A 23,314-nucleotide genomic window follows, 5' to 3' on the forward strand; every position below is an offset into this window, starting at 1 on the left:
GAGAAGCCCTCAACGGAACTTCAGGCCGATCTTCTTGCGAGGCTGGGGCGCAGCAGCAGCCTCTCTCGGCGCCGCCCGGACGCGCGTGCGAGTTCGGCGCGCTGGTGGGCATTGGCCGGAGCTGTCATAGGATAGTCGTCCGGCAGCTTTACACGGGAAGGTTTACTTATGAGAGCAATTGTTACGGACAGCCAATGAACGATCTGCGCTGGCCCTCGAAGTCCGCTTAACCGAAGAAGTTCATGCCGTTCCGAAGATAAAATCGATTTTGTTGGACGATCCGTGAGTTCCAGGGTCGCCGGGGTGCACAGTCGTTGCGCGGATCTTGCCACTCGCTGCGTCCCATCCACGCAACATGGCGGCGCGAGTTCTTAAATCCCTGACCCGTCGAGCTCTCGCTCGTCTTCGCCTTCCCAGGGTGAGGGCAGCGAGGTGCGATCGACATTGGCCGAGGGCATCGGCATCCAGCACTTCAATTCGGGCTCGGCGTATTCGATGATGCGCCCCGGCGAGGAGTCAGAGGCGCGCCAACCTTCTGCACCAAACTGATCGCCATTCGACCAGTACGCGAGGTCAACTTCTGCCGCCCCCTGTTCGGACGGGCGGATCGTAACGAGGATCCGACTGCCGTCTTTCGGTGCGCTTGCCATGTGTCGCCAGGGGTCTGGCTCGGCCATCATTTTCCTCCTGTCTTGCTGCAGGTTGCAGTGTCGCCTCGCCATCGAAAACGGTCAACGCAAACTTTGCACAGCCCATCGTCTGTCGAACTGTCCGATCAGGAGGAACGCCCCGAATTTGAGGCGTACCATCGTTCATCGGCGCATTTCGTAGCCTAGGTCCGCCGTGCTCAGCACATCAAATGCACCAGCAGCAACCGGCCGAGCGATTCGCTGTGTCAGATGGCGTACGGTAAACGGGATCGACCAGGAACAAGGCTCCTTCTGGACATGCTTGTCGATGGGCCGAAACCTCGGCTGGCAAAGGACTTCAAAGACGAGATCCGCAAGCACCTGTACTACTTGCGACCAGATGAGTAAGCACCGTCTATCATGTCGACTGCGGGTCATAGGCTGGGGAAGCGCGTGGGGAATCGGCTTATGGACATCGCGTCTGCAACCTAGTTTTTGATTTGACGTCGTTTGTCTGTAGCGGTGCTGGAGGTCCAGAGTTCGAATCCTTTCAAGGCGAGCGTCAAATGCCGCTGGTCGTCAAAGCGACGAAACTCCTTGAACGCCGGGACGAGCATCACGTTCGATCCATTGGAACTCGGGCTGAGGCTCAACCGGCGAGGAATGCATTGAGCGGTTGCCTCCACGGCCAGGCCGTGTAATCGCGCCGGCCGCGACAGATGCGGTGTCCCGCACGGGCGTGTCGATGTAGTTTGTGGAACGATTCTCCGCTTCGATCTGCCGGCAGAACGAGGACGAGATCACCGTCTTCGACAGCTCGGGCATTTCCCTCCAGGATCTCTACATGGCAAAAGCTATCCTTGATGCTACACGACGTTCATGATGGATGAGATCGGCGAAATGTCGAAGCTGAGCCGACAGCGGCTGTCGCACGAATATGCGCAATGTTGAGGCCGAACGAATGAGCGGAATTTGCGAATGATGATCTGGGTGCCGCAGTTACATGGGACTCACGCCGGCGGTGCTTGGAAGTGGGGCCTGTCGATAAGGGTCCCGCGGTAAGCGAATAGCAAGCCAGTCAGACGATGGGAGACAACGACCCTGAAGCGGTAGAAGCCATTGGTATCCTCTGCTCCAGCTCTGATGCGTGGTGCAAGGCGGCTCGGTAGTGCGAGTCCGCCAAAACTCCAACCGCAAAACTCCCAGGAAATTCCGTTTGGCGTTGGCTGGAGGTCGAATTTGAATCGCAGCGGACCGAAGCGTTCTTCGAACAGTCCGAGAGGTCCGGCATCGCACAGGCGCGAGGAGAAACTCGAGTTACCAAAGCGACGGACCCACTTTTCACCGTCATTGTCCTGATTCAGCATTACTTCAACGTCGTGTGGACCTGTCCGAGGAAGACCCTGTAGCCAGCGCAATGCCTTGGCGACCACGTTTTTTCCACTGCGCGCGACCGCGCGGCCGGACAACGTTTGGTGCTCGCCTCCATGCACTGTCTTGATACAAGCTGGCAACGTCGCCCACCTGTTGCCGAGCAGGCGCTCGAACAGGATGTTGCTTTGAGGCAGTCCGTCATCGACGCGTGTACTGATCGGCAGATGCGCGAGTTCGCGCAAGATGTCCCGCTGATCGAGCAAGCCGACGCAGGCCGTGGCGCCTCGCGTCATCTCACGCCCCTCCAGCAATGCCCGGATTAATGCGGCCGCTGGCGCCGCCGGTGTGTTCGGCCCTGAGTTGGCTTCTGCGGCCAGCGCCCAGCGCGCGCGAATCGGCCGATCCTGCTTATCACGACCAATCGCTTCCACGATCATCCCGCCGCGGTCTGAGCCAAACGCCGCCAGTGCGTCTGCCATTGTCCGGATCGGTCTAGCCAATGACCGCAGTGATCGGATGATCCCCCAATGTACCGGGAGGCTGAGCAGTGTGAGGCCGTGGTGCATCACCGGTAGCTCGAGGCCGGCCATGAACAGCGCGGTGCTTCGAACTGGGAAGCGCCGGGCAAGAAGATCCAAGTCTGGCGTTTCGCAGATCGAGCCCCATCGCCAACCAAGGCCCGGCATGTAGAGCATGCGTTGCCCAGACCAGCCGCGCACGATCTGCCAGGTGCCGTTGCGGAAGGCACGAACGGGCTGCCCGACATAGGACAGGATCGCCTCGATCACTGAAAGGCCGCGCGGGGCTCGAGCGCCGGGCGAAATCGCCACCACGATTTCATCAATAGCTCGCCAGCCTTCGACAAGATGATCGAGGGCCGCCTGGGAGAGGGCCGGGGTCGAACTCGCGGCGGTGACAGCGAGGACGCCAGCTTGTCTTGCAGATTCATCAAGCGCGTCTGGAAAGCCTGCGACAAAGTCACGTGCATCGGCGAGATCGACATAGTGCGCGCCGTGCCGGACAGCCGCCTGCGCCAAGCGGTAGTCGCTTCCCTGGAATGGTCCGGCAGCATCCACGACGAGCCACGGTGAAAGCTCGCTCAGATCCGGCGGGCGCAACCGATCGAAAGAACGGACTAGAATTCTGGCGCGTGCACCGTTTCCGACGAGCGATGCTCGTAACGCCTCCAGCGCGCCGGTTCCTCGCGCAGCAAGAATCAGTTCCACTTCGGCGTGTTTTGCTAATAGTGCCGCGAGGCGGCTTCCGAAGGTACCAGTCGCTCCGACCAAAAGTACACGCCGTGCCATCATTTCCAATGCCCAACAACGAAGCGTGTTCGATCAACGGTAGGTGAAATCAATGAGGCGTCACGCCGGCCCGAACATGCGATAGCAGTTGTGTGTGATCTGCGAAAGGCCACGCTGACATCTGTCGATAGGCACTGGGGCCGCCTTCGGCAGCCGGGCGCACGAGCGCCTGCTTTGAGGACATTCCGGACGAAGCGGTTGAGCTTGACCGATATCAGGCGCGAGTAAATCCCTTTTAAACGCTTTGCCTCAGAGGCACCACGTGCCGGTCAATGTGGCGGCTAATCGGAATCGCCGATCTGTTCGAGGTTCTCATGAATTTGCTTCAGAGCGTTCTTGATCCTGTTCACTTCGTCCTCACTGAAGCTCTTTATGCTCACCTCTTCGAAATGTGCTGCAATGGGCATGAGATCGTCCACCAGCTTCTCCCCGGCCTTGGTCAGGTCGATCCGGACGGTCCGGCCATTGTCTTCAGGGCGCACGCGCGAGACCAGGCCGACCTGCTTCATGGCCGTGACCAGTCTCGAGAGGGTCGAAATCTCGACCGTGACCATGGCGCTGAGATCGCCCAGCCGCTGTGGGCCTTCCTGCCGGAGAACCGCCATGACGCGGTACATGGGAAGGGTGAGGTCGTGCTCTGCGAGCCTTTGCGAAAACAGCTCGCCCATCCTGACGCCGACGCGGTTGAGCAGGTAGGGCAGTGAACTCGTGAAGCGGTAGGTCATTTTCATTCACAATTGTTGCGTGGGGCATGGTTAGCGCTTGCCGCCCCGCCATGCAAGCAAGCGAGACGATGCACCACCGCCCGGCCGAGCGCCTCGTCGATGCCCTGCGCCTCCTTTAAGATAATTGTGTAGACAACATTTGCAAATGCAAATATTGTCACTTGCAGATTGGGAGGAGGAAGTCTCATGACCTTGACTGTCGTTCCAGACGAAACCGTTGGCACCAGCTTTCGCGCCATGATGCGGAAATTCCCGGCCACGGTGACATTGGTCACAGGCTGTAACGAAGGGGTCGATCACGGCATGACGGTGACGGCCGTCACCTCTGTTTCGATGGAACCGCCAGCACTGGTCGTCTGCCTCAACAACCGGTCCTACCTGCATGAAATGGTTCTGTGCCAGCCTCATTTTGCGGTGAACGTACTGACGCAGGAGCAGCGGCCTCTTTCCGATGCATTCAGCGGCAAGGTCGCGCCGGAGGACAGGTTCCAGCCGGACGAATGGGAGCGTCATGGATCTGGCGTCCTCATGCTTGCGGGCGCTCATGCGCGGGTGGTCTGCCGGCGCGTCGCCGCAGTGCCCTACGGAACCCATACCCTTTTTATCGGCCAGGTTATCGACGCTTTCGTGGACGATGTGACCCGGCCTCTTCTCTACGAGAATGCGCGGTACTGCATTTCGCAGCCTGCCGCTTGAGTCCCGCAATCAGTTTCAGGAGGGAACCCATGACACTCGGCGCTATCGAAGCCATGAGGGAGGACGTTGCCGTCATCGGCGGGAGCCTTAAAGACCGCGTGGCGCAACTAGTCCCTCTCATCCGGCAGCGGGCATTGGAAACCGAGCGCATGCGGCGGGTGCCGGCGGCCAACATCGCGGCCCTGCGTGAGATCGGTTATTTCGACGCGGTAAAGCCTGCGGCCTATGGCGGTTCGCCGCGGCCTTTCGCTGAACTCGTCGACGCGAATATCGAGCTTTCCGCCGCCTGCGCCTCCACCGGCTGGGTCGCGGGCCTTCTCTCGGCGCATCAATGGCTGCTCGCCATGTTCCCGAAGCAGGCGCAGGAAGATGTCTGGGGCGAAAATCCCGACGCGCTGCTCTGCGGCTCCTATGCGCCCATCTCCATGGCCGAGCGCGTCGAAGGCGGTTATCGCCTCAACGGGCGCTGGTCCTTCGCCAGCGGCTGCGACAATGCGCAATGGTCGCTGTGCGCGGCCATCCTTCCCCCTTATGGCGAGGAAAAGCCGGTTCCCGCCTTTCTGCTCGTTCCGGCGCACGAATACACGATTGACGACACCTGGAATGTGGTGGGTCTCGCCGGCACGGGCTCCAAGACCCTGGTGCCCGACAATGTGGTGGTGCCGGAGCATCGCGTTCTGGCATTCCCGCAGGCCACCAGCGGGAGGACGCCAGGCGCCAAAGTCTACCCGGGTCAGGCCTTGTTCAACATGCCTCTGCTGACAGGCATTCCCTCCTGCCTGGCCTCCGCCGCCGTGGGTGCCGCCAAGGGCGCGCTCGAAAGCTATGCAGCCTCGATCTCGACACGCGTCACGCGCGGCGCGGTGGCCGGCGGCAACAACCGCATGGCCGAGTTTCCCACCATTCAGCTTCGCGTCGCGGAAGCGGCGGCAAGCGTCGATGCCGCACGCGAAATCCTCCTACGCGATGTCACCAATGCCGAGGCATTGGCCGGGTCAGGGAATGCGTTCACGGTGGAGGACCGCCTCGTCAGTCGCCGTGGCCAGGCCTTCGCGGTGAGCCTCGCGTTGCGCGCCGTCGAAGCGCTCAATGCCTCGACCGGCGGCACAGGACTCGGTCTGGAAAATCCCGTCCAGCGCGCCTGGCGGGACGCAAATGCGGTCGGCCGACACATCAGCATGAACTGGGACGCCGTCGGAACTATGGTCGGCCAGCACATGCTCGGTCTCGAACCCAAGGGTCAGTACTGACCCGCGCTCGAACAAACCTCAAGGGAGGAAACATGCAAGGCAAGATTGCGCTCGAGGAGCATTTCGCTATTCGCGAAACGTTGATGGATTCAGCCGGGTTCGTGCCGGGGGACTATTGGACGGAGTTGCAAGGCAGGCTGCTCGATATCCAGGACACGCGCCTGAGGCTCATGGACCGGCATGGGATCGACATGATGGTCCTGTCGCTCAACGCGCCCGCCGTTCAGGCAATCCCCGATACGGGCAAGGCAGTCGAAATCTCGCGCCGCGCGAACGATGCCCTGGCCGAGGAGTGCGCAAAGCGCCCTAGCAGGTTCCGCGCCTTTGCCGCCCTGCCGCTGCAGGACCCGGAAGCGGCATCGCGCGAGCTGGAGCGCTGCGTCAAGGATCTCGGCTTCGTCGGCGCGCTGGTCAACGGCTTCAGCCAGCGCAACGACACCAAAGACCTGCTTTACTACGATCTGCCGCTATATCGTAGCTTCTGGGCCACGGTCGCCGCGCTCGATGTGCCTTTCTACCTGCATCCGCGCAATCCCCTGCCAGAGGATAGCCGCATCTATGAAGGCCATCCCTGGCTGATGGGCCCCACCTGGGCCTTCGCGCAGGAAACGGCGGTTCACGCGCTCCGGCTGATGGGTTCGGGTCTCTTCGACGAGCATCCCGGCCTGCAGATCATCCTCGGCCACATGGGCGAGGGGCTGCCCTACATGATGTGGCGGATCGACAACCGCAATGCATGGGTGAAGGTGCCGCCGAAATATCCGGCGAGGCGGCGCATCGCGGACTATTTCAACGAGAACTTCTACATCACTACCTCTGGGAACTTCCGCACCCAGACGCTGATTGACGCCATGCTGGAGATCGGCTCCGGCCGCATTCTATTCTCCACCGATTGGCCGTTCGAGAACATCGATCACGCCGCAGACTGGTTCGACAGCACCACCATTTCGGAGGCGGATCGCACCAAGATCGGCCGTACGAACGCAAAGGCGCTCTTCAACCTGTAGGAGGCGGACCATGACGGACGGCAAATATCCGCTCTTCTCAGAGGAGAACTCTGCGGAGGTGGTCAATGCTCGCATGGGCGCGGATATCGACCCGCGCCTGCGCGAAGTGATGGGCGCCATCGTGCGCCATCTTCATGCGGCGGTGAAGGAAGTGGAACCGACCCACGAGGAGTGGCTGACGGCAATCGAGATCCTGACCAAGACCGGCCACATGTGCACGGACTGGCGGCAGGAGTTCATCCTGCTGTCGGACGTGCTTGGCGTGTCCATGCTGGTCGATGCGATCAACCATCGCCGCCCGTCCGGCGCGACGGAAAACACGATCCTCGGACCGTTTTACGTGCCCGAGGCGCCCCGCTACGAGCGCGGCACCAATATCTGTCTCGATGGAAAGGGCGAGCCGCTGTTGGTGGGCGGCTTCGTTCGCGATACAGAGGGGAAACCGATCGAGGGCGCGCTGATCGACATCTGGCAGACCAATGACGACGGCTTTTACGACGTGCAACAGAAGGGCGTGCAGCCGGACTGGAACCTGCGCGGCGTCTTCACTACGGACGAACAAGGCAGCTATCGCTTCCGCTCGGTCAAGCCGCGCTATTATCCCATCCCGGATGACGGGCCGGTGGGCAAACTGCTCGGCCAGCTCGGGCGGCATCCCAACCGCGCGGCGCATATCCATTTCATCGTCACCGCGCCGGGTTACGATCCGCTCATCACCCACATCTTCCCGCCGGACTGCGAATTTATCGATCAGGACGCGGTGTTCGGCGTAAAGGAGAGCCTGATCGCGGATTTCCGGCGGATCGAGGAGCCCGGAACGGGCGAAGATGCGGGTCTCGCAGCACCCTACTGGAGCGTGAATTGGGACTTCGTTCTAATACGATCGGGTGCCTGACATGCAGCCATTCACATATACCGGGCTTCCCACGAGGGTCATTTTCGGCCACGGCACGCTCGAAAAGCTTGGCCCCGAGGTGGATCGCCTCGGCATCTCGCGCGCGCTGGTACTTTCAACGCCTCATCAGCGGGACATGGCGGAGGATACCGCGCAGCGCCTCGGTTCGCTTGCTGCCGGCATCTTTTCGGAAGCGGCCATGCACACGCCCGTCGATGTCACCGAGCGGGCGATGCGCGAGGTCGAGCGCGGCGGAGCGGACGGCATTGTTGCCATAGGCGGCGGGTCGACGACTGGACTCGGCAAGGCGATTGCGCTGCGCACCGATCTGCCGCAGCTGGTGGTGCCGACTACCTATGCTGGCTCGGAAATGACGCCAATCCTTGGCCAGACGGAAAATGGCCGCAAGACCACGCTGCGCGACCCGAAGGTGCTTCCCGAAACGGTCATCTATGACGTCTCGCTGACGCTCGGGCTGCCGGTGAAGCTCTCCGCCGTCAGCGGTCTCAATGCCATAGCCCATGCAGTGGAGGCGCTTTACGCGCAGGACCGCAACCCTGTGATCGACCTAATGGCCGAGGAAGGCATCGCAGCGCTCGCCCGTTCGCTCCCCGCCACCATAACCAAGCCGGACGATCTCGATGCGCGGTCGGATGCGCTTTATGGCGCATGGCTCTGCGGCATCTGCCTCGGCTCTGTCGGCATGGCGCTGCATCACAAGCTCTGCCACACGCTGGGGGGCATGTTCAATCTTCCCCACGCGGAAACGCACGCCGTCATCCTGCCCCATGCGATGCGCTACAACATGCAGGCCGCACCAATAGCCGCTGGAAGGGTAGCGCGCGCGCTCGGGGCAGGGGACGCGGCAAAGGGTTTGCAGAACCTCGCGCGCCGCGTTGGCGCACCGCTTTCGCTCAAGGAGATCGGCATGACCGCGGAAGGCATCGATCCTGCGGTGGCCCAGGCTATGGCAAACCCATACTGGAACCCCGAGCCGCTGATCGAGGCCCGCATCCGTGACCTTCTGGAGCGCGCGTTCCATGGCTCCGATGTTTGAGAGCAGCCGACCATGCAGAGGAGATCCGCTTCGCCTACTTCGCGTCGGCCATTGTCATGGGGGCGAAGGAAAGATCCTCGCAAAAGGCAATGAGGCGCTTGACCGCCTCCGATCCCGGCTGAACCACAGAGGGGTCGGTGCCGATCAAGGTCACCACCGCCTGCGCTTCTCCCTGCCAGTCGAGGATCGGGGCCGCGATGGCAACAAGGCCGGGAATGAACTTGCCCTCCACCGAGGCGTAGCCCTTGGCGCGGATGGTCTCAACCAGCTTGTCGATATCCCGGTCGGCTGGCACATCCGGGGCGATGGCCGGGTTCTTGCGGGCGTGACGCAACTCAGCGTCGCGGATTGCCTGAAGCGGCGCCTGGGGTGCCCAGGCGAGGAAGGCGCGGCCGGTCGCGGAGTTTAGCAGGGGCAGCGTGGTGCCGAGGCCCATGGAGGTGACCGTGGGCGAGGCGGCGCGCTCCCAGCGGATCACCGTCGCGCCCTGATTTCCCCAGACGGAGAGCAGCGTGGTCAGACCCGACTCGGTGCACAGATCGGGCAAGGCGTCAGAGGCACGGTTCACAAAGTCATGCCGGGCAAGGGCCGAAAGGCCGAGCGTCACCGCGCCGGGACCGAGGTCGTATTTGCCGGAGCGCCCGGCCTGCTCCACAAGGCTCGCATGCTGGAAGGAAGCGAGGTAGCGGTGCACCTTGCTGGGCGGCATGCGGCAATCGCGAGCCAACTCCGACAGCGACACCGGACCGCGGCGTTCCATCATGGCGACGAGCAGCCGCAATGCCGCGTCGAGCGACTGGATGCCGCCCGTCTGTCCCTCGCCCTTATCGTTCTTGGCCATTGGCTTCCACCATGCTGCGTAATGCCTCGATTTCCGCAGCGACCATACCGGTATTGCCGTGTTTGAACAGCGCTCGCACCTCGCTGCCCACAACCGTGATGTCGCCGCCGACGCGCCCCTCGTAGGAAAGGCGCAGGGTTTTGCGGCCCCATTCTTCGAGGGAAAGGGTCAGGATCAGGCTGTCTCCATCGCGCATCGGCCGAAGGAACCGGGCGCTCGCCTCCAACAGCCCAATGCCGATGGCTCCCAACCTTTCGCAAAGCGCACCATGACCGCCGAACTGCCTGAGCCAGTCGTGGAAGGTGCGGTCGAACCATGCGTAGACGTGTGGATAAAAGACGATGCCAGCGGGATCACAATCGCCAAAACTGACCGGATAATCAAGGCTGTGTACCGTTATCATTTTCTGCTCCATAAAAAGCATTGCATAATCTGGAAAAGAATCTATCGTCTTAATCTCGGTCTGTCGAGTGAGTTTGGGAGGACGCATGGTTAGGCTGTCCAGCATCGAGATTTTGGGCGGGGGCCCGGCGGGGCTTTATGCGGCAATCCTGCTGCGACGTATCCTGCCGGAGGCGCGGGTGCGTGTGACCGAGCAAAATCCAAAGGGCGCGACCTTCGGCTTCGGTGTGGTCTTCTCCGATCAGGCGCTGGATTTCCTCAAGGCCGACGATCCCGAGACCCATGATCTTGTGACGCCGCTTATGGAGCGCTGGCGGAACATGACGCTGAATCTGCCCGCCGGGCAGGTTATCCTCGACGGTGTCGGATTTGCCTCCGTCGGCCGGCTGGAGTTAATCGAGATCCTGCGCAAGCGGGCCGAAGCGGTTGGCGTCGAAATGCGCTTCTCGCACACGGTGACCGCGCTTGACGGATTGCAGGCGGATCTCATCATCGGAGCGGATGGGCTGAATTCGCTCGTGCGCCGCTCGCGGGAGGCGGAATTCGCGCCGGTGCTTGAGCACTTCAGCAACCGTTTCGCCTGGTTCGGCACGGAACGCCCCTTCGACACGCTGACCCAGACCTTTGTGGAAACCGGGAAGGGGGCGCTCAACGCGCATCATTATCGATTCGCCTCGAACCGCAGCACCTTCATCGTCGAATGTGACGAGGCCACCTTCGGCGCATACGGCTTTGCCGATATGGACGAGACGCAGAGCGCGCGGCTTTGCGAAACGATCTTTGCCGACGTTCTGGAAGGCGCGCCGCTGATCACTAACAAGTCCATGTGGCGGCAGTTTCCGCGGCTATGGTGCCAAAATTGGGTTGCGGGGCGGCATGTGCTTTTGGGCGACGCTGCCCATACCGCACATTTCTCGATTGGTTCCGGCACGCGGCTGGCAATGGAGGATGCCATCGCACTCGTCCGGTCGCTTGGCAAGCATGATGATGTCGATGAAGCGCTGGCCGCATACCAGGCCGAGCGGCAGCCAGTCGCCAGGAAGATTGTCGACGCGGCCAACACCTCTGCGAACTGGTATGAGAGCTTCGCGGCGAAGATGGCCCTGCCGCCGGTCGATTTCGCCTTCGATTACCTGACGCGTTCCGGCCGTATGGACATGGAGCGTCTGCGCAAGATCGCGCCGGGCTTCATGGCCCGCTACGAGGCCGAGAAGGCGGCGGAAGGCAGCGCGCTTGCCGACCCGGTGAAGGACGACGCGCCCGGGGCCACCGAGATCGGCTTCGAGAAGGCGGCGCACCCGAACTGCTCCATTATCCTGTGGGACAATCTCGCCCGCAATCCGGACAAGCCTGCGGTGATTGGGCCTGCCGGCACGCTGACCTATGCCGAAATGGTGGCCGAGGCGGCGCGGTGGGGCAATGCCTTGATCGCCGCCGGGCTGAAGCGGGGAGAGCGCATACCGTTCTTCCTCGATGATACGCCGGCCTATCCAGCAGCCTTCTTCGGGGCAGTACGCGCCGGCTTTGTGCCCGTTCTGCTGAATATCCAGACCACGCCCGACGTCCTGAATTTCTTCCTTCAGGACACCGGAGCGCGGGTTGCGCTATGTGAGGCGTCCCTGGCGGACCGTTTCGGCCCGGAGACGCTGAAAGGCACCGCACTGGAGCGGGTTGTGATCGCGAATGGCACGGCTGATGGGGCAGGGCGCATCGCCGCCGCTGACTTCCTCGCAGGCCAACCGCAGACGCTCGACTGTGCCGACACCGGTGCGGACGACATGGCGTTCTGGATGTATTCCTCCGGCTCGACCGGGCGACCCAAGGGCATTGTCCACCTGCATCACGACATGGCCTATACGCAGGCGTCCTTCGGTGAGCATGTCCTGAAGCTGCGTCCCGACGACATCTGCTTCTCGGTTCCGAAGATCTTCTTCGCCTATGGCTTTGGGAATGCGATCACTTTTCCCTTCTCGATCGGCGCGACAACGCTATTGCTGCCGGGCCAGCCGCGCCCCAACGCTGTGCTGGACGCTATTGAGGGCTTTCGGCCCACGGTGCTCTTTGGCCTTCCGACACTTTATACCGCACTGGCGCGGGCCGAGGGCGTGGCGGCGCGCGACTTGAGTTGCCTGCGCCAGTCCATGTCGGCGGCTGAGATCCTGTCGCAGGAAATCTATGACTCCTGGAAGGCGTTGACGGGGCACGGCCCGACCGAGGGGCTGGGTTCGACCGAGATGCTGCACATTTATCTGTCGAACAGCCTCGACGACCACCGCATCGGTTCGGCGGGCGCGCGCGTGCCGGGCTATGAGGTGCGTCTCGAAACGCCTGAGGGCAAGCCGGCAGGTCCCGGCGAAGAAGGCGTGATGTTCGTGCGCGGCCATTCCTCGGCACCTTGTTACTGGAACCGGCCGGACAAGACACGCGATACAATGCGCGGCGACTGGCTCTACACAGGCGACCGCTTCATCGAGAAAGACGGCTGCTATTACTTTCAGGGACGCGCCGACGAACTGATCAAGGTGTCGGGCCAGTGGGTGTGGCCGCTGGAGGTGGAACGCTGCTTGAACGAGCATCCGGACGTGCACGAATGCGCCGTCATGGCGCATCAAATGGCCGACCGCCGGATGACGCTGCGAGCCGTGGTGCGGCTTCGCGACGGCAAGGCGGGGAGCGAAGAACAGAGCGAAGCGCTGCGGGCCTACGTCAAGTCGCGCCTCCAGCCATACAAATATCCGCGTATCGTCGAATATGCCGCCGATCTGCCCAAGACCGGAACCGGCAAGATAGATCGGCAGGCACTGCTGCGGGTGAAAGAGGAAAGCTTATGACGCGGCATGGGCCGAAGCCCAAAGCCGAGACTGGTTGAAACGAACGATCCGCAATCGTCCTGTGGGCGGGGAGGCCCTTGCGACGATTCGTTTGGCAAATCCATCAACGGGAGGAATAAAATGAACATCAGCAGATATTTGTTGGCAGCCGGCTTGGCGCTCGGGCTCACCGTGCCCGCCACCGCGCAGGTCAGTTCCATCGCGACCCCGCCTCAGGGATCGGTCTGGAACACCATGTCGTCCGTCATCGCCGGTCAGGCGCGCGAAAGCAGCAATCTGCGCATGGTGGTGCAGCCTTACGGCGGCAATGCACAGATGATGCAGGCCCTGAACGAAGGTATCGCGGAGTTCGCACTTAACGATGTCAACGATGCCATTTCGGCGGTCGCGGGCAGCGGCGAATATAGCGCTGCCTTGCCCAATCTGCGTGCCGTTGCGCGGATCAACCCGTTCCCGGTCGGGCTTTATGTGAAGGAAAGCTCCGGGATGACCAAGGTCGCTGACCTCGCGGGCAAGAGCGTGCCCTCGGGCTGGGATGGTTTTCCCATCGCGCGGTCCCACATCACGGCCATTCTTGCCGCCGGCGGATTGACCTGGGATGACGTCAAACAGGTTCCGGTACCGGAGCTGATCCGCGGCTCGGATGACATGGCTTCCGGCCGGGTCGACAGCGCCTTCTTCGCCGTCGGCGGACCGAAGGTGGCCGAGATAGACGCCTCGGTCGGCGGCGTCCGGTTTTTGGCCGTCGAAGCCAATGACGAGAACCTTGCGAAGATTCAGGCGGTGCGCCCGGCTTTCTATTTCTCCGAGATTGCCCCCGCCCCGGCCCGGGTCGGGGTCGAGGAGCCAACGATGTTCGTGACCTGGGATAACGTCCTCCTTGCGGGCAGCCACGTGCCGGACGAGCAGGTGAAATCATTCCTCGCGGTCATCTTTGACAACGTCGAAGCCATCGGCACGGCCTATCCCCCACTCAGGGCGCTCAATGTAGAGACTGCATACAAGAGCTATCCGGGATTGGAATACCATCCCGGCGCAGTCGCCTTCTTCGAAGAGCGCGGCATCAAGCAGTCCAAATAGTCTTGTGTCTCCCCGGGCGGCGCTGGCGCCACCCGGGTTGAGCTGGATCGGAAGGGTATAGAGTGACCGACAACATCTCGCAAATCGCAGCCGGAACCGAAGTGCCGCAAGATGTGAGCGGGCCGCCATGGGTTCGTCACCTGGTCCATGCGCTCGCCGGCACCCTGACCCTGGTTGCTGTTGCGCAGGCCGCTGACCTCGCGTCCAGGCTTGGCTACTCCTATTATACCGAGCAGTTCCTGGCGGTGATCCTAGGCTTAAGCCTTGCGCTCGTCTTCCTTCTCCGCAGGGCTCGATCTTCGGACGAGGCAAAGGGTTCGCCGCCGATCCCCGATCTGATCCTCGCCGCGCTCGGCCTCGGCCTTTCCTTCTATGTAGCCTGGGCCTACCCAGCCCTCCTCTCCAGCGCCATGATGCTGCCGTGGGATGCGCTCGTCGGCGGCGGCTTGCTGTTTCTCCTTGTGCTCGAAGGTTTGCGCCGGACGGTGGGTATGACGCTCGTCATCGTCGTGCTGGCGATCGTACTCTACGGGCTTATCGGCCATATGGTGCCGGGCATCCTGCAAACGCGCGAAGTTCAGGCGCCGCGCATGGCGGTCTATCTCGCCTTCGATCCGAACGGTCTGTTCGGGATAACCCTTAACGTCGCGGCGACGGTAGTGGTCGCCTTCGTCCTCTTCGGCCAGATTCTGTTGCGCTCGGGCGGAGCCGATTTCTTCAACGATATCGCACTCGCCAGCATGGGCCACAGGCGCGGCGGCTCCGCGAAGATCTCCATCGTCGCATCGGCTCTGTTCGGTTCGATTTCCGGCGTGGTGGTGTCGAACATCGTCGCGACTGGTGTGGTGACCATCCGGCTGATGATCAATTCGGGTTTCCGCCGTACCACGGCGGCGGCTGTCGAAGCGGTCGCTTCGACCGGCGGTCAGATCGCGCCGCCGGTCATGGGCGCGGTGGCCTTCCTGATGGCCGACATCCTGCAGAAGCCCTATTCGGAAATCGTCGTGGCAGCGATCGTGCCGGCGCTGCTCTACTATGTCGCTCTCTATGTGCAGGCCGACCTTCAGGCAGCCAAGCACAATATCAGGCCGGTAGAGGGGGAGGTCATTCCTCCCGTGGGCCGCGTTTTGTCGCGTGGATGGGTTTTCGCGCTGCCCTTTGCGGCGATTGTGGCCGCGCTGTTCTGGTTCAACCAGCGGGCCGAGACCGCGGCTCTGTGGGGCGGCGGTGCGGCCCTGCTGATCGGGCTTTTCATGGGCTACGGCAAAGCCCGCATGTCCCTGCGCGACCTCTGGAGTGCCGCCGTAGAAAGCGGCCAGTCCATCGTCGACATCATCATGATCTCGGCTGCTGCGGGCTTTATCATCGGTGTGCTGAATGTGACCGGTCTCGGATTTGCCGTAACCTTCGCGCTGGTTGATCTGGGGCAGGGCAATTTGTTCTTGCTGCTGCTCATTTCGGCTGCGGTCTGCCTCGTCCTGGGCATGGGCATGCCGACCGTGGGCGTTTACCTGCTGCTCGCCGTGCTCGTCGCGCCCTCGCTGATCGAGACGGGCGTGGAGCCCATCGCTGCACACCTCTTCATCTTCTATCTCGGCATGATGTCGATGGTGACGCCGCCCATCGGGATCGGCGCCTTCTTCGCGGCGTCGATCGCGAAGGCTCCCCCGCTCGCGACGGCGTTCGAGTCGATGCGCTTCGGCTGGACCGCTTATATTGTCCCGTTCCTGTTCGTCTTCTCGCCCGCCCTGCTCCTGATGGGCGATCCGGTCGAAATCGTGGTCGCGGTCGCCACGGCGATCCTGGGCGTCTACGCGATCTCAAGCGCCTTCATCGGCTGGCTGCATGGCCCGGCCGGCATTTTCCGCCGCATCCTGACAGGGCTCGCGGGCGCGGCGTTGTTGCTGCCACCGGGAATTCTCGGAGCAGCAACACTCTGGATCAACGGGGCGGGCTTTGCCGCGCTGGCTATGCTCTGGCTGCTGGGCCGGGACAGGCAAAGCCAGGTTTCCGTTCCCCATCCCGCGCAATGACAGATCGGCTGGTAGCTATTTCGCAAACCTGGCTGAACTCGACAACAAGGAGACACAAATGTCCTACGTCTTTTCTCCCCCACCGGTCGCGACTGTGGCAGTTGCCGATAGCCCTGACAGGTTTCCGGTGCGGCGCATCTTCTGTGTCGGGAGGAACTACGCCGCCCATGCCCGCGAAATGGGCAAGGACCCGGAGCGCGAATTGCCGTTCTTCTTCAGCAAGCCTGCAGACGCAGTCGTGGATGCGGGCGAAACCGTCGCCTACCCGCCGCAGACGGAGAACTTCCATTACGAGGCGGAGCTGGTGGTCGCCATCGGCACGGGCGGGCGCGATATTCCCGAGGCGGACGCTCTGACGCATGTCTGGGGCTACGCCATCGGCAACGACCTGACCCGGCGCGACCTGCAGCTTCAAGCCCGAGACAAAGGGCGTCCGTGGGATTTCGGCAAGGCCTTCGACCGCTCCGCCGTCATCGGTCCGGTTCATCCGGTGGCGAAGGTCGGGTATCCGGAAAAGGGCTCGATCCGGCTCACCGTGAACGGCGAGACGAAGCAGGACGCGGATCTGAACGAGCTGATCTGGTCAGTGCCCGAGGTCATCTCGTTCTTGTCGCATTCCGTCACGCTTGCGCCGGGCGATCTGATCATGACCGGCACTCCGGCAGGCGTGGGAGCGCTGGTGCCAGGCGACGTGTGCGTCGTGAGCATCGAGGGGCTGGGCGAGATCAGCACCCGGATCGGCCCCAGGGCGTAACAATGACCCTGACGCTGCACAATTTCTTCCGCTCCTCGACGTCCACGCGGCTGCGCGCTGCGCTGAACCTCAAGGGCCTGGACTATGATTACGTGCCTTATGTCCTGCGGCGGGGAGACACGCGCACGCCGGAATACCTGGCGATGAACCCGGCCGGCCTCGTGCCCGCGCTGGAGGGCCCGGATGGCACGATCATGACCCAATCGCTGGCGATCATCGAATGGCTGGAGGAAAACCATCCTGAGCCTGCCCTTCTGCCAACCGATTCCGATGGCAGGGTGCGGGTCCGGGCGCTGGCGCTTATGATCGCGTGCGAGGTCCATCCCCTCAACAATCTCCGGGTGCTCGCCTATCTGGCAGACTGCTTCGGCGCTGATGAGGCGGCACAGAAGGAATGGTTCACTCACTGGGTGGAAACCACCTTCGAGGCGCTGGAAAAGATGCTGTCGTCGGATCCGAGGACCGGCGTATTCTGCCATGGCGACGAGCCGGGGCTCGCCGACCTTTGTCTCTACGCACAAGTCTGGAACAATCGCCGCTTCGACATCCGTACCTCGGCATGGCCGACGATCGATCGCATCTTCAAACGGCTGGATCAGATCCCTGCCTTCAGGGATGCCGCCCCGCCAAACCAGCCGGACGCTGCCTAACCATCAAACTCGCAAGCAGGAGGATATGCTGTGCTTGAGAAGACAGAAAACGCGCCGGCCCATGCGATGCAGCCTGAGGAGACGCCGGAACTGCGCGCGCTCTACAAGGGGTTCCAAGAGCAGTGCCTGCTTCCGCTGTGGACCCAACTCGGCGACCTGATGCCGATCCATCCCAAGCCGCGGGCCGTCCCTCATGTCTGGAAGTGGGCGGACCTGCTGCCGCTGGCGCAACGCTCCGGCGAGCTCGTCCCTGTCGGGCGGGGCGGCGAGCGGCGAGCCATCGGCCTGGCCAATCCGGGGCTGGGCGGCCATGCCTATGTCAGCCCGACGCTCTGGGCGGCGATCCAGTATCTCGGCCCGAGGGAGACCGCTCCCGAGCACCGCCATGCGCAGAATGCCTTCCGCTTCGTGGTCGAGGGGGAAGGCGTCTGGACCGTGGTCAACGGCGATCCGGTACGCATGAGCCGCGGCGATCTGCTCCTGACCCCGGGCTGGCATTTCCACGGTCATCATAATGATACCGATAAGCCCATGGCCTGGATCGACGGGCTCGACATCCCCTTTGCTCAGCACAACGACGTCGGCTTTTTCGAGTTCGGCTCGGACCGGGTAACCGACTATGCCACCCCGCGCTTTTCACGGGGTGAGCGGCTCTGGTGCCATCCGGGCCTGCGGCCCTTGTCCGGGCTTCGCGACACCGTCAGCTCGCCCATCGGTGCCTACCGCTGGGAGCACACGGACCGCGCTTTGACCGAGCAGCTGCTGCTGGAGGAAGAAGGGCAGCCCGCGACGGTGGAGCAGGGCCACGCGGCCATCCGCTACGTCAATCCCACCAACGGTGGCGACGTGATGCCGACGATCCGCTGTGAGTTCCATCGTCTGCGTGCGGGCACAACGACCCCGAAGCGGCGGGAGGTAGGCTCGTCCGTCTTCCAGGTCTTCGAGGGAAAGGGCGCAGTCGTCATCGACGGGGTGACGCATAAGCTCGACATCGGCGACTTGTTCGTGATCCCGTCCTGGGTGCCGTGGTCGCTCCAGGCCGAAACCCAGTTCGATCTGTTCCGCTTCTCCGACGCGCCGATCATGGAGCGGCTGAACTTTGCGCGCGCCCATGTCGAGGCGGGCGATTGATGAGCGAGAGCATCGAGGAGGCGCGCGCCGCCCTTCGGGCCCGGCAGGGCAGCGGCGCCCGGTACGATGCGCCCGCCGCACCCGCCCGCCAACTCGATTGGGCGCGGCGCGGCACGGCCTATTTCGCGCGCCTCCTCAACGAGCTGTCGGACCGCGATCTCGACGCACCATCGGCGCTGCCGGGGCTGTCGCGGCGTCACATCATTGCGCATATCGGCTATCATGCCCGGCTTATAAGCGAAATGGTCGCCTGGGCGCGGACGGGGCAGCTGGGGCCCTTCCCAGAGGCGGCACAGGTATCGACGAGCGATGTCGTGCTCGGAGCGAGCCTGCCGTCGCGCGCTCTCCGCCATCTCTTCGATCATTCCGGAGTCCACCTCAATGTGGAATGGCGCGACTTGAGCGATGCCGGCTGGGACGCCTCGGTCGAAGACGCCGCGGGCCGGCGTGTAACGCTGCGTGATACCCCGGAAATCCGGGCCCGCGCACTATGGCTCCACGCGGTGGATTTGGCGGCGGGCGGTCGGTTTGCCGACATGCCACCGGACTTCATTGATCCCCTGATCCGGTACTATGCGGCAGCCTATACCGGCCGCCCTTTCTCGCTTTCCTTCTCCGACCGGCCGGAACCGCTCGTGGTCGGCAACGCGCCCGAAATCGCCGTGACGGGAAGAGCGGCGGATATCGCTCAATGGCTCTGTGGCCGGGGTGTACGCGGACTGCAGGTGGCCGGCGGCGTGTTACCCGAAGAGCCTCGCTCAACCCTCGGATTAATCGGACCATTGCCGGTGGAACTACAGATATCTTCACCCACCGAATCGGGATCCAGTTGACGAGCACGCGGTAGGTAAGCCCTCGTAGGCAGCAGCTATCACGCTAGGTAGGAGGGAAACAGGCGCCTTGTCCACCCGGACACCGCTCGGTTGGACGGTGCGGCCTACAAGCGCCGCGGCCGTCTATTTGCGCACCAGACTGAAGGAGAAGTGGCTTCCGCGGTGATAGTCGATGGCGTAGACGACGGGTACGCCGGTCGCGTTGAAGCAGGTCTCACGAATGAGCAATGCCGGGCCGAAATCACGCAGGTCGTTGCGTTGAACCACATCGTCCGGCAGCGTGACAGCAGATACGGTTGCGGCGGACATGCGGGGCCGGTTCTTGAATTCTTCGAGCAGGTCGAGCAGGGAGCCGCCCCAGTCGACGTCGTAGAGCCGCGCGGGAATGATGTTCCGCGGCATATAGTCGACGCAATAGAGAATCGGCTCGTCCTTGTGCAGGCGCAGCCGCTCGAGGCGGACGACGCGCTCTCCCAGCTTTAGCCTCAGTTGCCCGGCCACAGTCGCGTCCGGCATTTCCTCGGCGATCGACAGCACCTTGTTCACGGTTGCATAGCCGTAGTGTCGCGCCATGTCGGTGACGCTCTCGAACACCGTAAGGGGCCTGTCCACATGAACGGCCGACATCGCGGACACAAACCGACCGCGCCCGTGCTCGACATAGATGACGCCGTCCTGCTCGAGCAGCTTCAGCGCCTCGCGCAGGGCCGGTCGGGAGATCTTGAAGCGTTGCGTCAACTGCGCTTCGGTCGGCAACTTGTCGCCCGGGTTGAGCCCCTGATCACGGATCAGCCCCGCAATTCGGTCGCGAAGCTGGATCACCAGAGTGCGCGTGTCGCGAAGTGGCTCGTCCAATTTCCGTGACTCCAAAATCAAGATGCTTGGGCTTTCTTGTCTGACAAATTCATCGGGGTCAAGGGCGCGGTACATTGCTGCTGTCGAGCTCTCGACCATCGCCGCGCATCATCCTTTGTTGATCTGCAAAACATCTCCCTTGACACCGCGGCGCAATGTTGTCAGTTGTCTTACAACATGCCATCAGCCCAGCGACGGGTGCGGCGATCGCCTGCCATCTAACGAGAGAGAGCCATGCTGAATTTTGACGAGCAAAGATTCCTTCGCATTCAATCCGGTGCCATTGCCCTGCGGGCGCGACTGGACGAGGTCATCGGGTCCTGCCTAAGGAACGGCGCGGAGAATATCTTCTTCCTCGGCACCGGCGGCGCCGCCATCCTGATGCAGCCGGCAGCCCAGCTGCTGCAGCGCATGTCGCGCTTTCCCGCCTTCGTCGACCTGCCGGCCGAGCTCGTCATTACTGGCTCGGCGAACCTCACTGACAAGTCGATCGTCGTCATCCCCTCCCTCTCCGGCACCACCAAGGAAAGCGTTGCCTTGCTTGAGAAGGTGAAGGAGATCGACGCCACCGTGCTGACGCTGGTGGGACACGAGAATACCCCGCTCGGAAAGGGCGGCGACCACGCCTTCGTCAATTTCGCCGAGGATGACACCTCCTGCGAATCCTTCTATCTCCAGTCCCTGTTCATCGCACTTTCGATCATGCGTCACCGCGGCGAGATCGCGAACTACGAGCAGATCGTGAACGAACTCGAAGGCCTGCCGCAACTTCTTCTGGAGGTGAAGCGCAGTTACGAGGAAAAGGCGGAAGGCTTCGCCAGGATCCTGGCCGGCTCGGACTATCACATTGTCACCGGCGCCGGAAACGTGTGGCCGGAGGCCTTCTACTACGGCATGTGCATTCTGGAGGAGATGCAGTGGATTCGCACACGTCCTGTGCATGCCTCCGATTTCTTCCATGGCACCCTGGAACTGGTGGAAAGGGGCGTCAGCGTCATTCTCTTTAAGGGCGAGGACAAGCTGCGGCAGCTTGCCGATCGAGTGCAGAACTTCGCTCCCAATTACACGGAGAAACTGACGGTGCTAGACACCGCCGATTTCACTCTCCCCGGCATTTCGCCGGAAGTGCGCGGCCTCGTCTCGCCGATCGTCCTTGCCACCGTCCTCGAGCGCATCAGCGCCCATTTGGAGGTCATGCGCAATCATCCGCTGACGACGCGCCGCTACTACAAGCGCGTTGCCTATTGAGCGATCGGCGCCTAATCGCTCGGCTTGAGGGTCGCGGATGACTAGGCATCCGCGGCCTTGCCGCGTAACATCAAGAGAACGCCATGACATCCTTCCGCATTGCTGCCGTCGGCGACAACTGCATCGATCGCTTTCGTCCGCCGCTGGGGCAGTCCTATGTCGGCGGCAATGCGATCAACGTCGCCGTCCAACTCGCGGCTCTGGGCCACCAGTCCTTCTACTTCGGCGCGGTGGGTCGTGACCGTGATGGCGCCCAGGTTCGCCGGCTATTGCAGCAGAACGGCGTTCTAGTCGACCACCTGTGCGAACGCGACGTCAACACCGCTTACACGGAAATCGACGTTACCGCCGACGGCGATCGGGTTTTCCTTCATGAGGACTTCGGCGCCTGCGCCGGTTACCGGCCGCATGCTGCCGATCTCGAGGTCCTGAAGACGATGGACCACGTGCATATCGGATGGTTGGACGATGGCGGGGCGCTGCGTCGGGCACTTTCAAGAGCCGGTGTCAGTGTTTCCCAGGACGTATCGGTCAATGCCGCCGCCGCCGATCTCGGCGTCGAGGGACTTTCGATCGCCTTCGGCTCTGCCGGAGAGGAGGACGGCAAGGCAGAACGGCTGATCCATGATTTCCTGGCACGCGGTGCGCGGCTTGCGGTGATCACGCGCGGAGCGCGTGGTTCATGCGCCAGTGACGCGGTCGAACGTGCGTCAGTCGGCGTTCGCCCGGTCGAAGTGGTCGACACCACCGGCGCCGGCGATAGCTTCATCGCCGGCTTCATCGTTACCCACCTTGAGGGGCGCTGCCTTGTGAAATGCCTCGAGAAAGGACGTGATCTGGCGGCGCGCACATGCACGCATGTTGGCGGATTCCCGCAGGAGCCGCAGCAACTCTGAACCCGTTCCGATCAAGTCGCATACTCGGTTCCCGAGCACGGGGCACTTGCGTCAGTGCAGCAGTTGGCTGAGGAACTGGCTCGTGCGCTTGGTCTTCGGGCGGGCGAAGAATTCATCCGGCGCGCCCTCTTCGACGATTCGGCCCCGATCCATGAAGATCACCCGATCCGCCACCTGGCGGGCAAAGCCCATCTCATGAGTGACGCAGACCATCGTCATGCCTTCGCTGGCCAGAGCGACCATGGTGTCGAGTACCTCCTTGACCATCTCAGGATCGAGAGCGGACGTCGGTTCATCGAACAGCATGATCTTGGGGTTCATGCAGAGCGCCCTTGCGATCGCCACCCGCTGCTGCTGGCCGCCGGAAAGTTGCCCGGGATACTTGTTGGCCTGTTCCGGGATGCGCACCCGGTTCAGATAATGCATAGCGATCTCTGTTGCCTGCTTGCGCGGCATCTTCTTGACCCACATCGGCGCCAGAGCGCAATTCTCCAGGACCGTCAGGTGGGGAAACAGGTTGAACTGCTGAAACACCATGCCGACTTCCCTGCGCACAGCGTCGACCTTGCGCTCGTCCGCGCCGAGTTCGATGCCGCCGACGATGATCCGGCCCTGTTCGTGGGCTTCGAGACGATTGACGCAGCGGATCAGTGTTGACTTGCCGGACCCCGAGGGTCCGCAGATCACCACCTTCTCGCGCGGCGCGATGGAGAGATTGATGTCGTTGAGCGCGCGATAGTGGCCATACCACTTATGCACGCCGCTGATGGTGATCTCCGAGGAGGCAAAGTCGAACGGTGCGGGCATTCTCATCTCCAGG

21 protein-coding genes are annotated in these 23,314 nt (G+C 62.5%); 14 read left to right on the plus strand and 7 right to left on the minus strand.

From position 1 onward, the window contains the following. Positions 1–371: 371 nt before the first annotated feature. The 3 genes from SJ05684_RS18405 to SJ05684_RS18420 all read right to left on the minus strand — a co-directional run bounded on the left by SJ05684_RS18405 (position 372) and on the right by SJ05684_RS18420 (position 4,035). Entirely contained in the window at positions 372–677 is a 306-nt protein-coding gene (locus SJ05684_RS18405) for a hypothetical protein (protein ID WP_034857139.1), read from the minus strand. Between the two features lie 962 nt (positions 678–1,639). Further along, positions 1,640–3,313 (minus strand): DUF4166 domain-containing protein, encoded by a 1,674-nt coding sequence (locus SJ05684_RS18415; protein ID WP_202947469.1) that lies wholly within the window; start codon positions 3,311–3,313, stop codon positions 1,640–1,642. A gap of 278 nt (positions 3,314–3,591) precedes the next feature. Beyond that, entirely contained in the window at positions 3,592–4,035 is a 444-nt protein-coding gene (locus tag SJ05684_RS18420; RefSeq protein ID WP_034857217.1) for a MarR family winged helix-turn-helix transcriptional regulator, read from the minus strand. Positions 4,036–4,221: 186 nt separating this feature from the next. On the opposite strand from SJ05684_RS18420, the gene SJ05684_RS18425 reads away from it, so the two are divergent. The 5 genes from SJ05684_RS18425 to SJ05684_RS18445 are packed head-to-tail and all read left to right on the plus strand — an operon-like array spanning position 4,222 to position 8,940. Next, positions 4,222–4,731: a flavin reductase family protein gene (locus SJ05684_RS18425; protein WP_034857145.1), complete on the plus strand. Its 510-nt coding sequence runs from the start codon at positions 4,222–4,224 to the stop codon at positions 4,729–4,731. 29 nt (positions 4,732–4,760) lie between these two features. Beyond that, positions 4,761–5,981, plus strand: coding sequence for a flavin-dependent monooxygenase (locus tag SJ05684_RS18430; RefSeq protein WP_374193094.1), 1,221 nt, complete (start codon positions 4,761–4,763; stop codon positions 5,979–5,981). Positions 5,982–6,013: 32 nt separating this feature from the next. Beyond that, complete coding sequence (gene tsdA / locus SJ05684_RS18435; RefSeq protein WP_034857147.1) at positions 6,014–6,988, plus strand: gamma-resorcylate decarboxylase; 975 nt, start codon at positions 6,014–6,016, stop codon at positions 6,986–6,988. 10 nt (positions 6,989–6,998) lie between these two features. After that, positions 6,999–7,883 (plus strand): intradiol ring-cleavage dioxygenase, encoded by an 885-nt coding sequence (locus SJ05684_RS18440; RefSeq protein ID WP_034857149.1) that lies wholly within the window; start codon positions 6,999–7,001, stop codon positions 7,881–7,883. 1 nt (position 7,884) lies between these two features. Then, complete coding sequence (locus SJ05684_RS18445) at positions 7,885–8,940, plus strand: maleylacetate reductase (protein ID WP_034857151.1); 1,056 nt, start codon at positions 7,885–7,887, stop codon at positions 8,938–8,940. Positions 8,941–8,974: 34 nt separating this feature from the next. Here SJ05684_RS18445 and SJ05684_RS18450 read toward each other — a convergent pair whose 3' ends face one another. Then, on the minus strand, positions 8,975–9,781 hold the full coding sequence (locus SJ05684_RS18450; RefSeq protein ID WP_034857153.1) for an IclR family transcriptional regulator: 807 nt from the start codon (positions 9,779–9,781) through the stop codon (positions 8,975–8,977). Continuing rightward, entirely contained in the window at positions 9,765–10,271 is a 507-nt protein-coding gene (locus SJ05684_RS18455) for an acyl-CoA thioesterase (protein ID WP_244426680.1), read from the minus strand. The genes SJ05684_RS18450 and SJ05684_RS18455 overlap by 17 nt, the downstream gene beginning before the upstream one ends. Here SJ05684_RS18455 and SJ05684_RS30930 point away from each other — a divergent pair. The 7 genes from SJ05684_RS30930 to SJ05684_RS18490 all read left to right on the plus strand — a co-directional run bounded on the left by SJ05684_RS30930 (position 10,270) and on the right by SJ05684_RS18490 (position 19,495). Next, a complete protein-coding gene (locus SJ05684_RS30930) occupies positions 10,270–13,014 on the plus strand; it encodes a benzoate-CoA ligase family protein (RefSeq protein ID WP_034857155.1) in 2,745 nt (914 codons plus the stop codon). The two genes, SJ05684_RS18455 and SJ05684_RS30930, sit on opposite strands and share 2 nt — an antisense overlap. A gap of 153 nt (positions 13,015–13,167) precedes the next feature. Then, positions 13,168–14,094, plus strand: a complete 927-nt coding sequence (locus SJ05684_RS18465; protein WP_244426681.1) for a TAXI family TRAP transporter solute-binding subunit — start codon at positions 13,168–13,170, stop codon at positions 14,092–14,094. Positions 14,095–14,156: 62 nt separating this feature from the next. After that, positions 14,157–16,127, plus strand: a complete 1,971-nt coding sequence (locus SJ05684_RS18470) for a TRAP transporter permease (RefSeq protein ID WP_244426682.1) — start codon at positions 14,157–14,159, stop codon at positions 16,125–16,127. A gap of 58 nt (positions 16,128–16,185) precedes the next feature. Then, on the plus strand, positions 16,186–16,881 hold the full coding sequence (locus tag SJ05684_RS18475) for a fumarylacetoacetate hydrolase family protein (RefSeq protein ID WP_034857159.1): 696 nt from the start codon (positions 16,186–16,188) through the stop codon (positions 16,879–16,881). A 2-nt stretch (positions 16,882–16,883) separates the two neighbouring features. Beyond that, positions 16,884–17,531, plus strand: a complete 648-nt coding sequence (maiA, locus tag SJ05684_RS18480; protein ID WP_034857161.1) for a maleylacetoacetate isomerase — start codon at positions 16,884–16,886, stop codon at positions 17,529–17,531. A gap of 66 nt (positions 17,532–17,597) precedes the next feature. After that, on the plus strand, positions 17,598–18,662 hold the full coding sequence (locus SJ05684_RS18485) for a cupin domain-containing protein (protein WP_050980113.1): 1,065 nt from the start codon (positions 17,598–17,600) through the stop codon (positions 18,660–18,662). Next, positions 18,662–19,495 carry a maleylpyruvate isomerase family mycothiol-dependent enzyme gene (locus SJ05684_RS18490; protein ID WP_083846215.1) on the plus strand — a complete coding sequence of 278 codons (834 nt, stop codon included), beginning with the start codon at positions 18,662–18,664 and terminating at the stop codon, positions 19,493–19,495. The genes SJ05684_RS18485 and SJ05684_RS18490 overlap by 1 nt, the downstream gene beginning before the upstream one ends. Before the next feature lie 123 nt (positions 19,496–19,618). Here the strand turns inward: SJ05684_RS18490 and SJ05684_RS18495 are convergent, their stop codons facing one another. Further along, positions 19,619–20,350 carry a GntR family transcriptional regulator gene (locus SJ05684_RS18495; RefSeq protein WP_034857222.1) on the minus strand — a complete coding sequence of 244 codons (732 nt, stop codon included), beginning with the start codon at positions 20,348–20,350 and terminating at the stop codon, positions 19,619–19,621. Between the two features lie 234 nt (positions 20,351–20,584). On the opposite strand from SJ05684_RS18495, the gene SJ05684_RS18500 reads away from it, so the two are divergent. Together SJ05684_RS18500 and SJ05684_RS18505 are read left to right on the plus strand one after the other, a co-directional pair. Next, a complete protein-coding gene (locus SJ05684_RS18500; protein WP_034857164.1) occupies positions 20,585–21,598 on the plus strand; it encodes an SIS domain-containing protein in 1,014 nt (337 codons plus the stop codon). Between the two features lie 83 nt (positions 21,599–21,681). Next, a complete protein-coding gene (locus SJ05684_RS18505) occupies positions 21,682–22,494 on the plus strand; it encodes a PfkB family carbohydrate kinase (RefSeq protein ID WP_034857166.1) in 813 nt (270 codons plus the stop codon). Positions 22,495–22,545: 51 nt separating this feature from the next. Here SJ05684_RS18505 and SJ05684_RS18510 read toward each other — a convergent pair whose 3' ends face one another. Then, positions 22,546–23,301, minus strand: a complete 756-nt coding sequence (locus tag SJ05684_RS18510) for an amino acid ABC transporter ATP-binding protein (RefSeq protein ID WP_034857168.1) — start codon at positions 23,299–23,301, stop codon at positions 22,546–22,548. Positions 23,302–23,314: the final 13 nt, after the last annotated feature.

The organism is Sinorhizobium sojae CCBAU 05684 (genome assembly GCF_002288525.1).
GTDB lineage: Bacteria > Pseudomonadota > Alphaproteobacteria > Rhizobiales > Rhizobiaceae > Sinorhizobium > Sinorhizobium sojae.

What these genes read in the sequence shown, in the direction of transcription:
- SJ05684_RS18405 (WP_034857139.1), bottom strand. Translation starts at nt 677, where the DNA reads ATGGCCGAGCCAGACCCCTGGCGACACATGGCAAGCGCACCGAAAGAC.
- SJ05684_RS18415 (WP_202947469.1), bottom strand. Translation starts at nt 3,313, where the DNA reads ATGATGGCACGGCGTGTACTTTTGGTCGGAGCGACTGGTACCTTCGGA.
- SJ05684_RS18420 (WP_034857217.1), bottom strand. Translation starts at nt 4,035, where the DNA reads ATGACCTACCGCTTCACGAGTTCACTGCCCTACCTGCTCAACCGCGTC.
- SJ05684_RS18425 (WP_034857145.1), top strand. Translation starts at nt 4,222, where the DNA reads ATGACCTTGACTGTCGTTCCAGACGAAACCGTTGGCACCAGCTTTCGC.
- SJ05684_RS18430 (WP_374193094.1), top strand. Translation starts at nt 4,761, where the DNA reads ATGACACTCGGCGCTATCGAAGCCATGAGGGAGGACGTTGCCGTCATC.
- tsdA (WP_034857147.1), top strand. Translation starts at nt 6,014, where the DNA reads ATGCAAGGCAAGATTGCGCTCGAGGAGCATTTCGCTATTCGCGAAACG.
- SJ05684_RS18440 (WP_034857149.1), top strand. Translation starts at nt 6,999, where the DNA reads ATGACGGACGGCAAATATCCGCTCTTCTCAGAGGAGAACTCTGCGGAG.
- SJ05684_RS18445 (WP_034857151.1), top strand. Translation starts at nt 7,885, where the DNA reads ATGCAGCCATTCACATATACCGGGCTTCCCACGAGGGTCATTTTCGGC.
- SJ05684_RS18450 (WP_034857153.1), bottom strand. Translation starts at nt 9,781, where the DNA reads ATGGCCAAGAACGATAAGGGCGAGGGACAGACGGGCGGCATCCAGTCG.
- SJ05684_RS30930 (WP_034857155.1), top strand. Translation starts at nt 10,270, where the DNA reads ATGGTTAGGCTGTCCAGCATCGAGATTTTGGGCGGGGGCCCGGCGGGG.
- SJ05684_RS18455 (WP_244426680.1), bottom strand. Translation starts at nt 10,271, where the DNA reads ATGCGTCCTCCCAAACTCACTCGACAGACCGAGATTAAGACGATAGAT.
- SJ05684_RS18475 (WP_034857159.1), top strand. Translation starts at nt 16,186, where the DNA reads ATGTCCTACGTCTTTTCTCCCCCACCGGTCGCGACTGTGGCAGTTGCC.
- maiA (WP_034857161.1), top strand. Translation starts at nt 16,884, where the DNA reads ATGACCCTGACGCTGCACAATTTCTTCCGCTCCTCGACGTCCACGCGG.
- SJ05684_RS18485 (WP_050980113.1), top strand. Translation starts at nt 17,598, where the DNA reads ATGCAGCCTGAGGAGACGCCGGAACTGCGCGCGCTCTACAAGGGGTTC.
- SJ05684_RS18490 (WP_083846215.1), top strand. Translation starts at nt 18,662, where the DNA reads ATGAGCGAGAGCATCGAGGAGGCGCGCGCCGCCCTTCGGGCCCGGCAG.
- SJ05684_RS18500 (WP_034857164.1), top strand. Translation starts at nt 20,585, where the DNA reads ATGCTGAATTTTGACGAGCAAAGATTCCTTCGCATTCAATCCGGTGCC.
- SJ05684_RS18505 (WP_034857166.1), top strand. Translation starts at nt 21,682, where the DNA reads ATGACATCCTTCCGCATTGCTGCCGTCGGCGACAACTGCATCGATCGC.
- SJ05684_RS18510 (WP_034857168.1), bottom strand. Translation starts at nt 23,301, where the DNA reads ATGCCCGCACCGTTCGACTTTGCCTCCTCGGAGATCACCATCAGCGGC.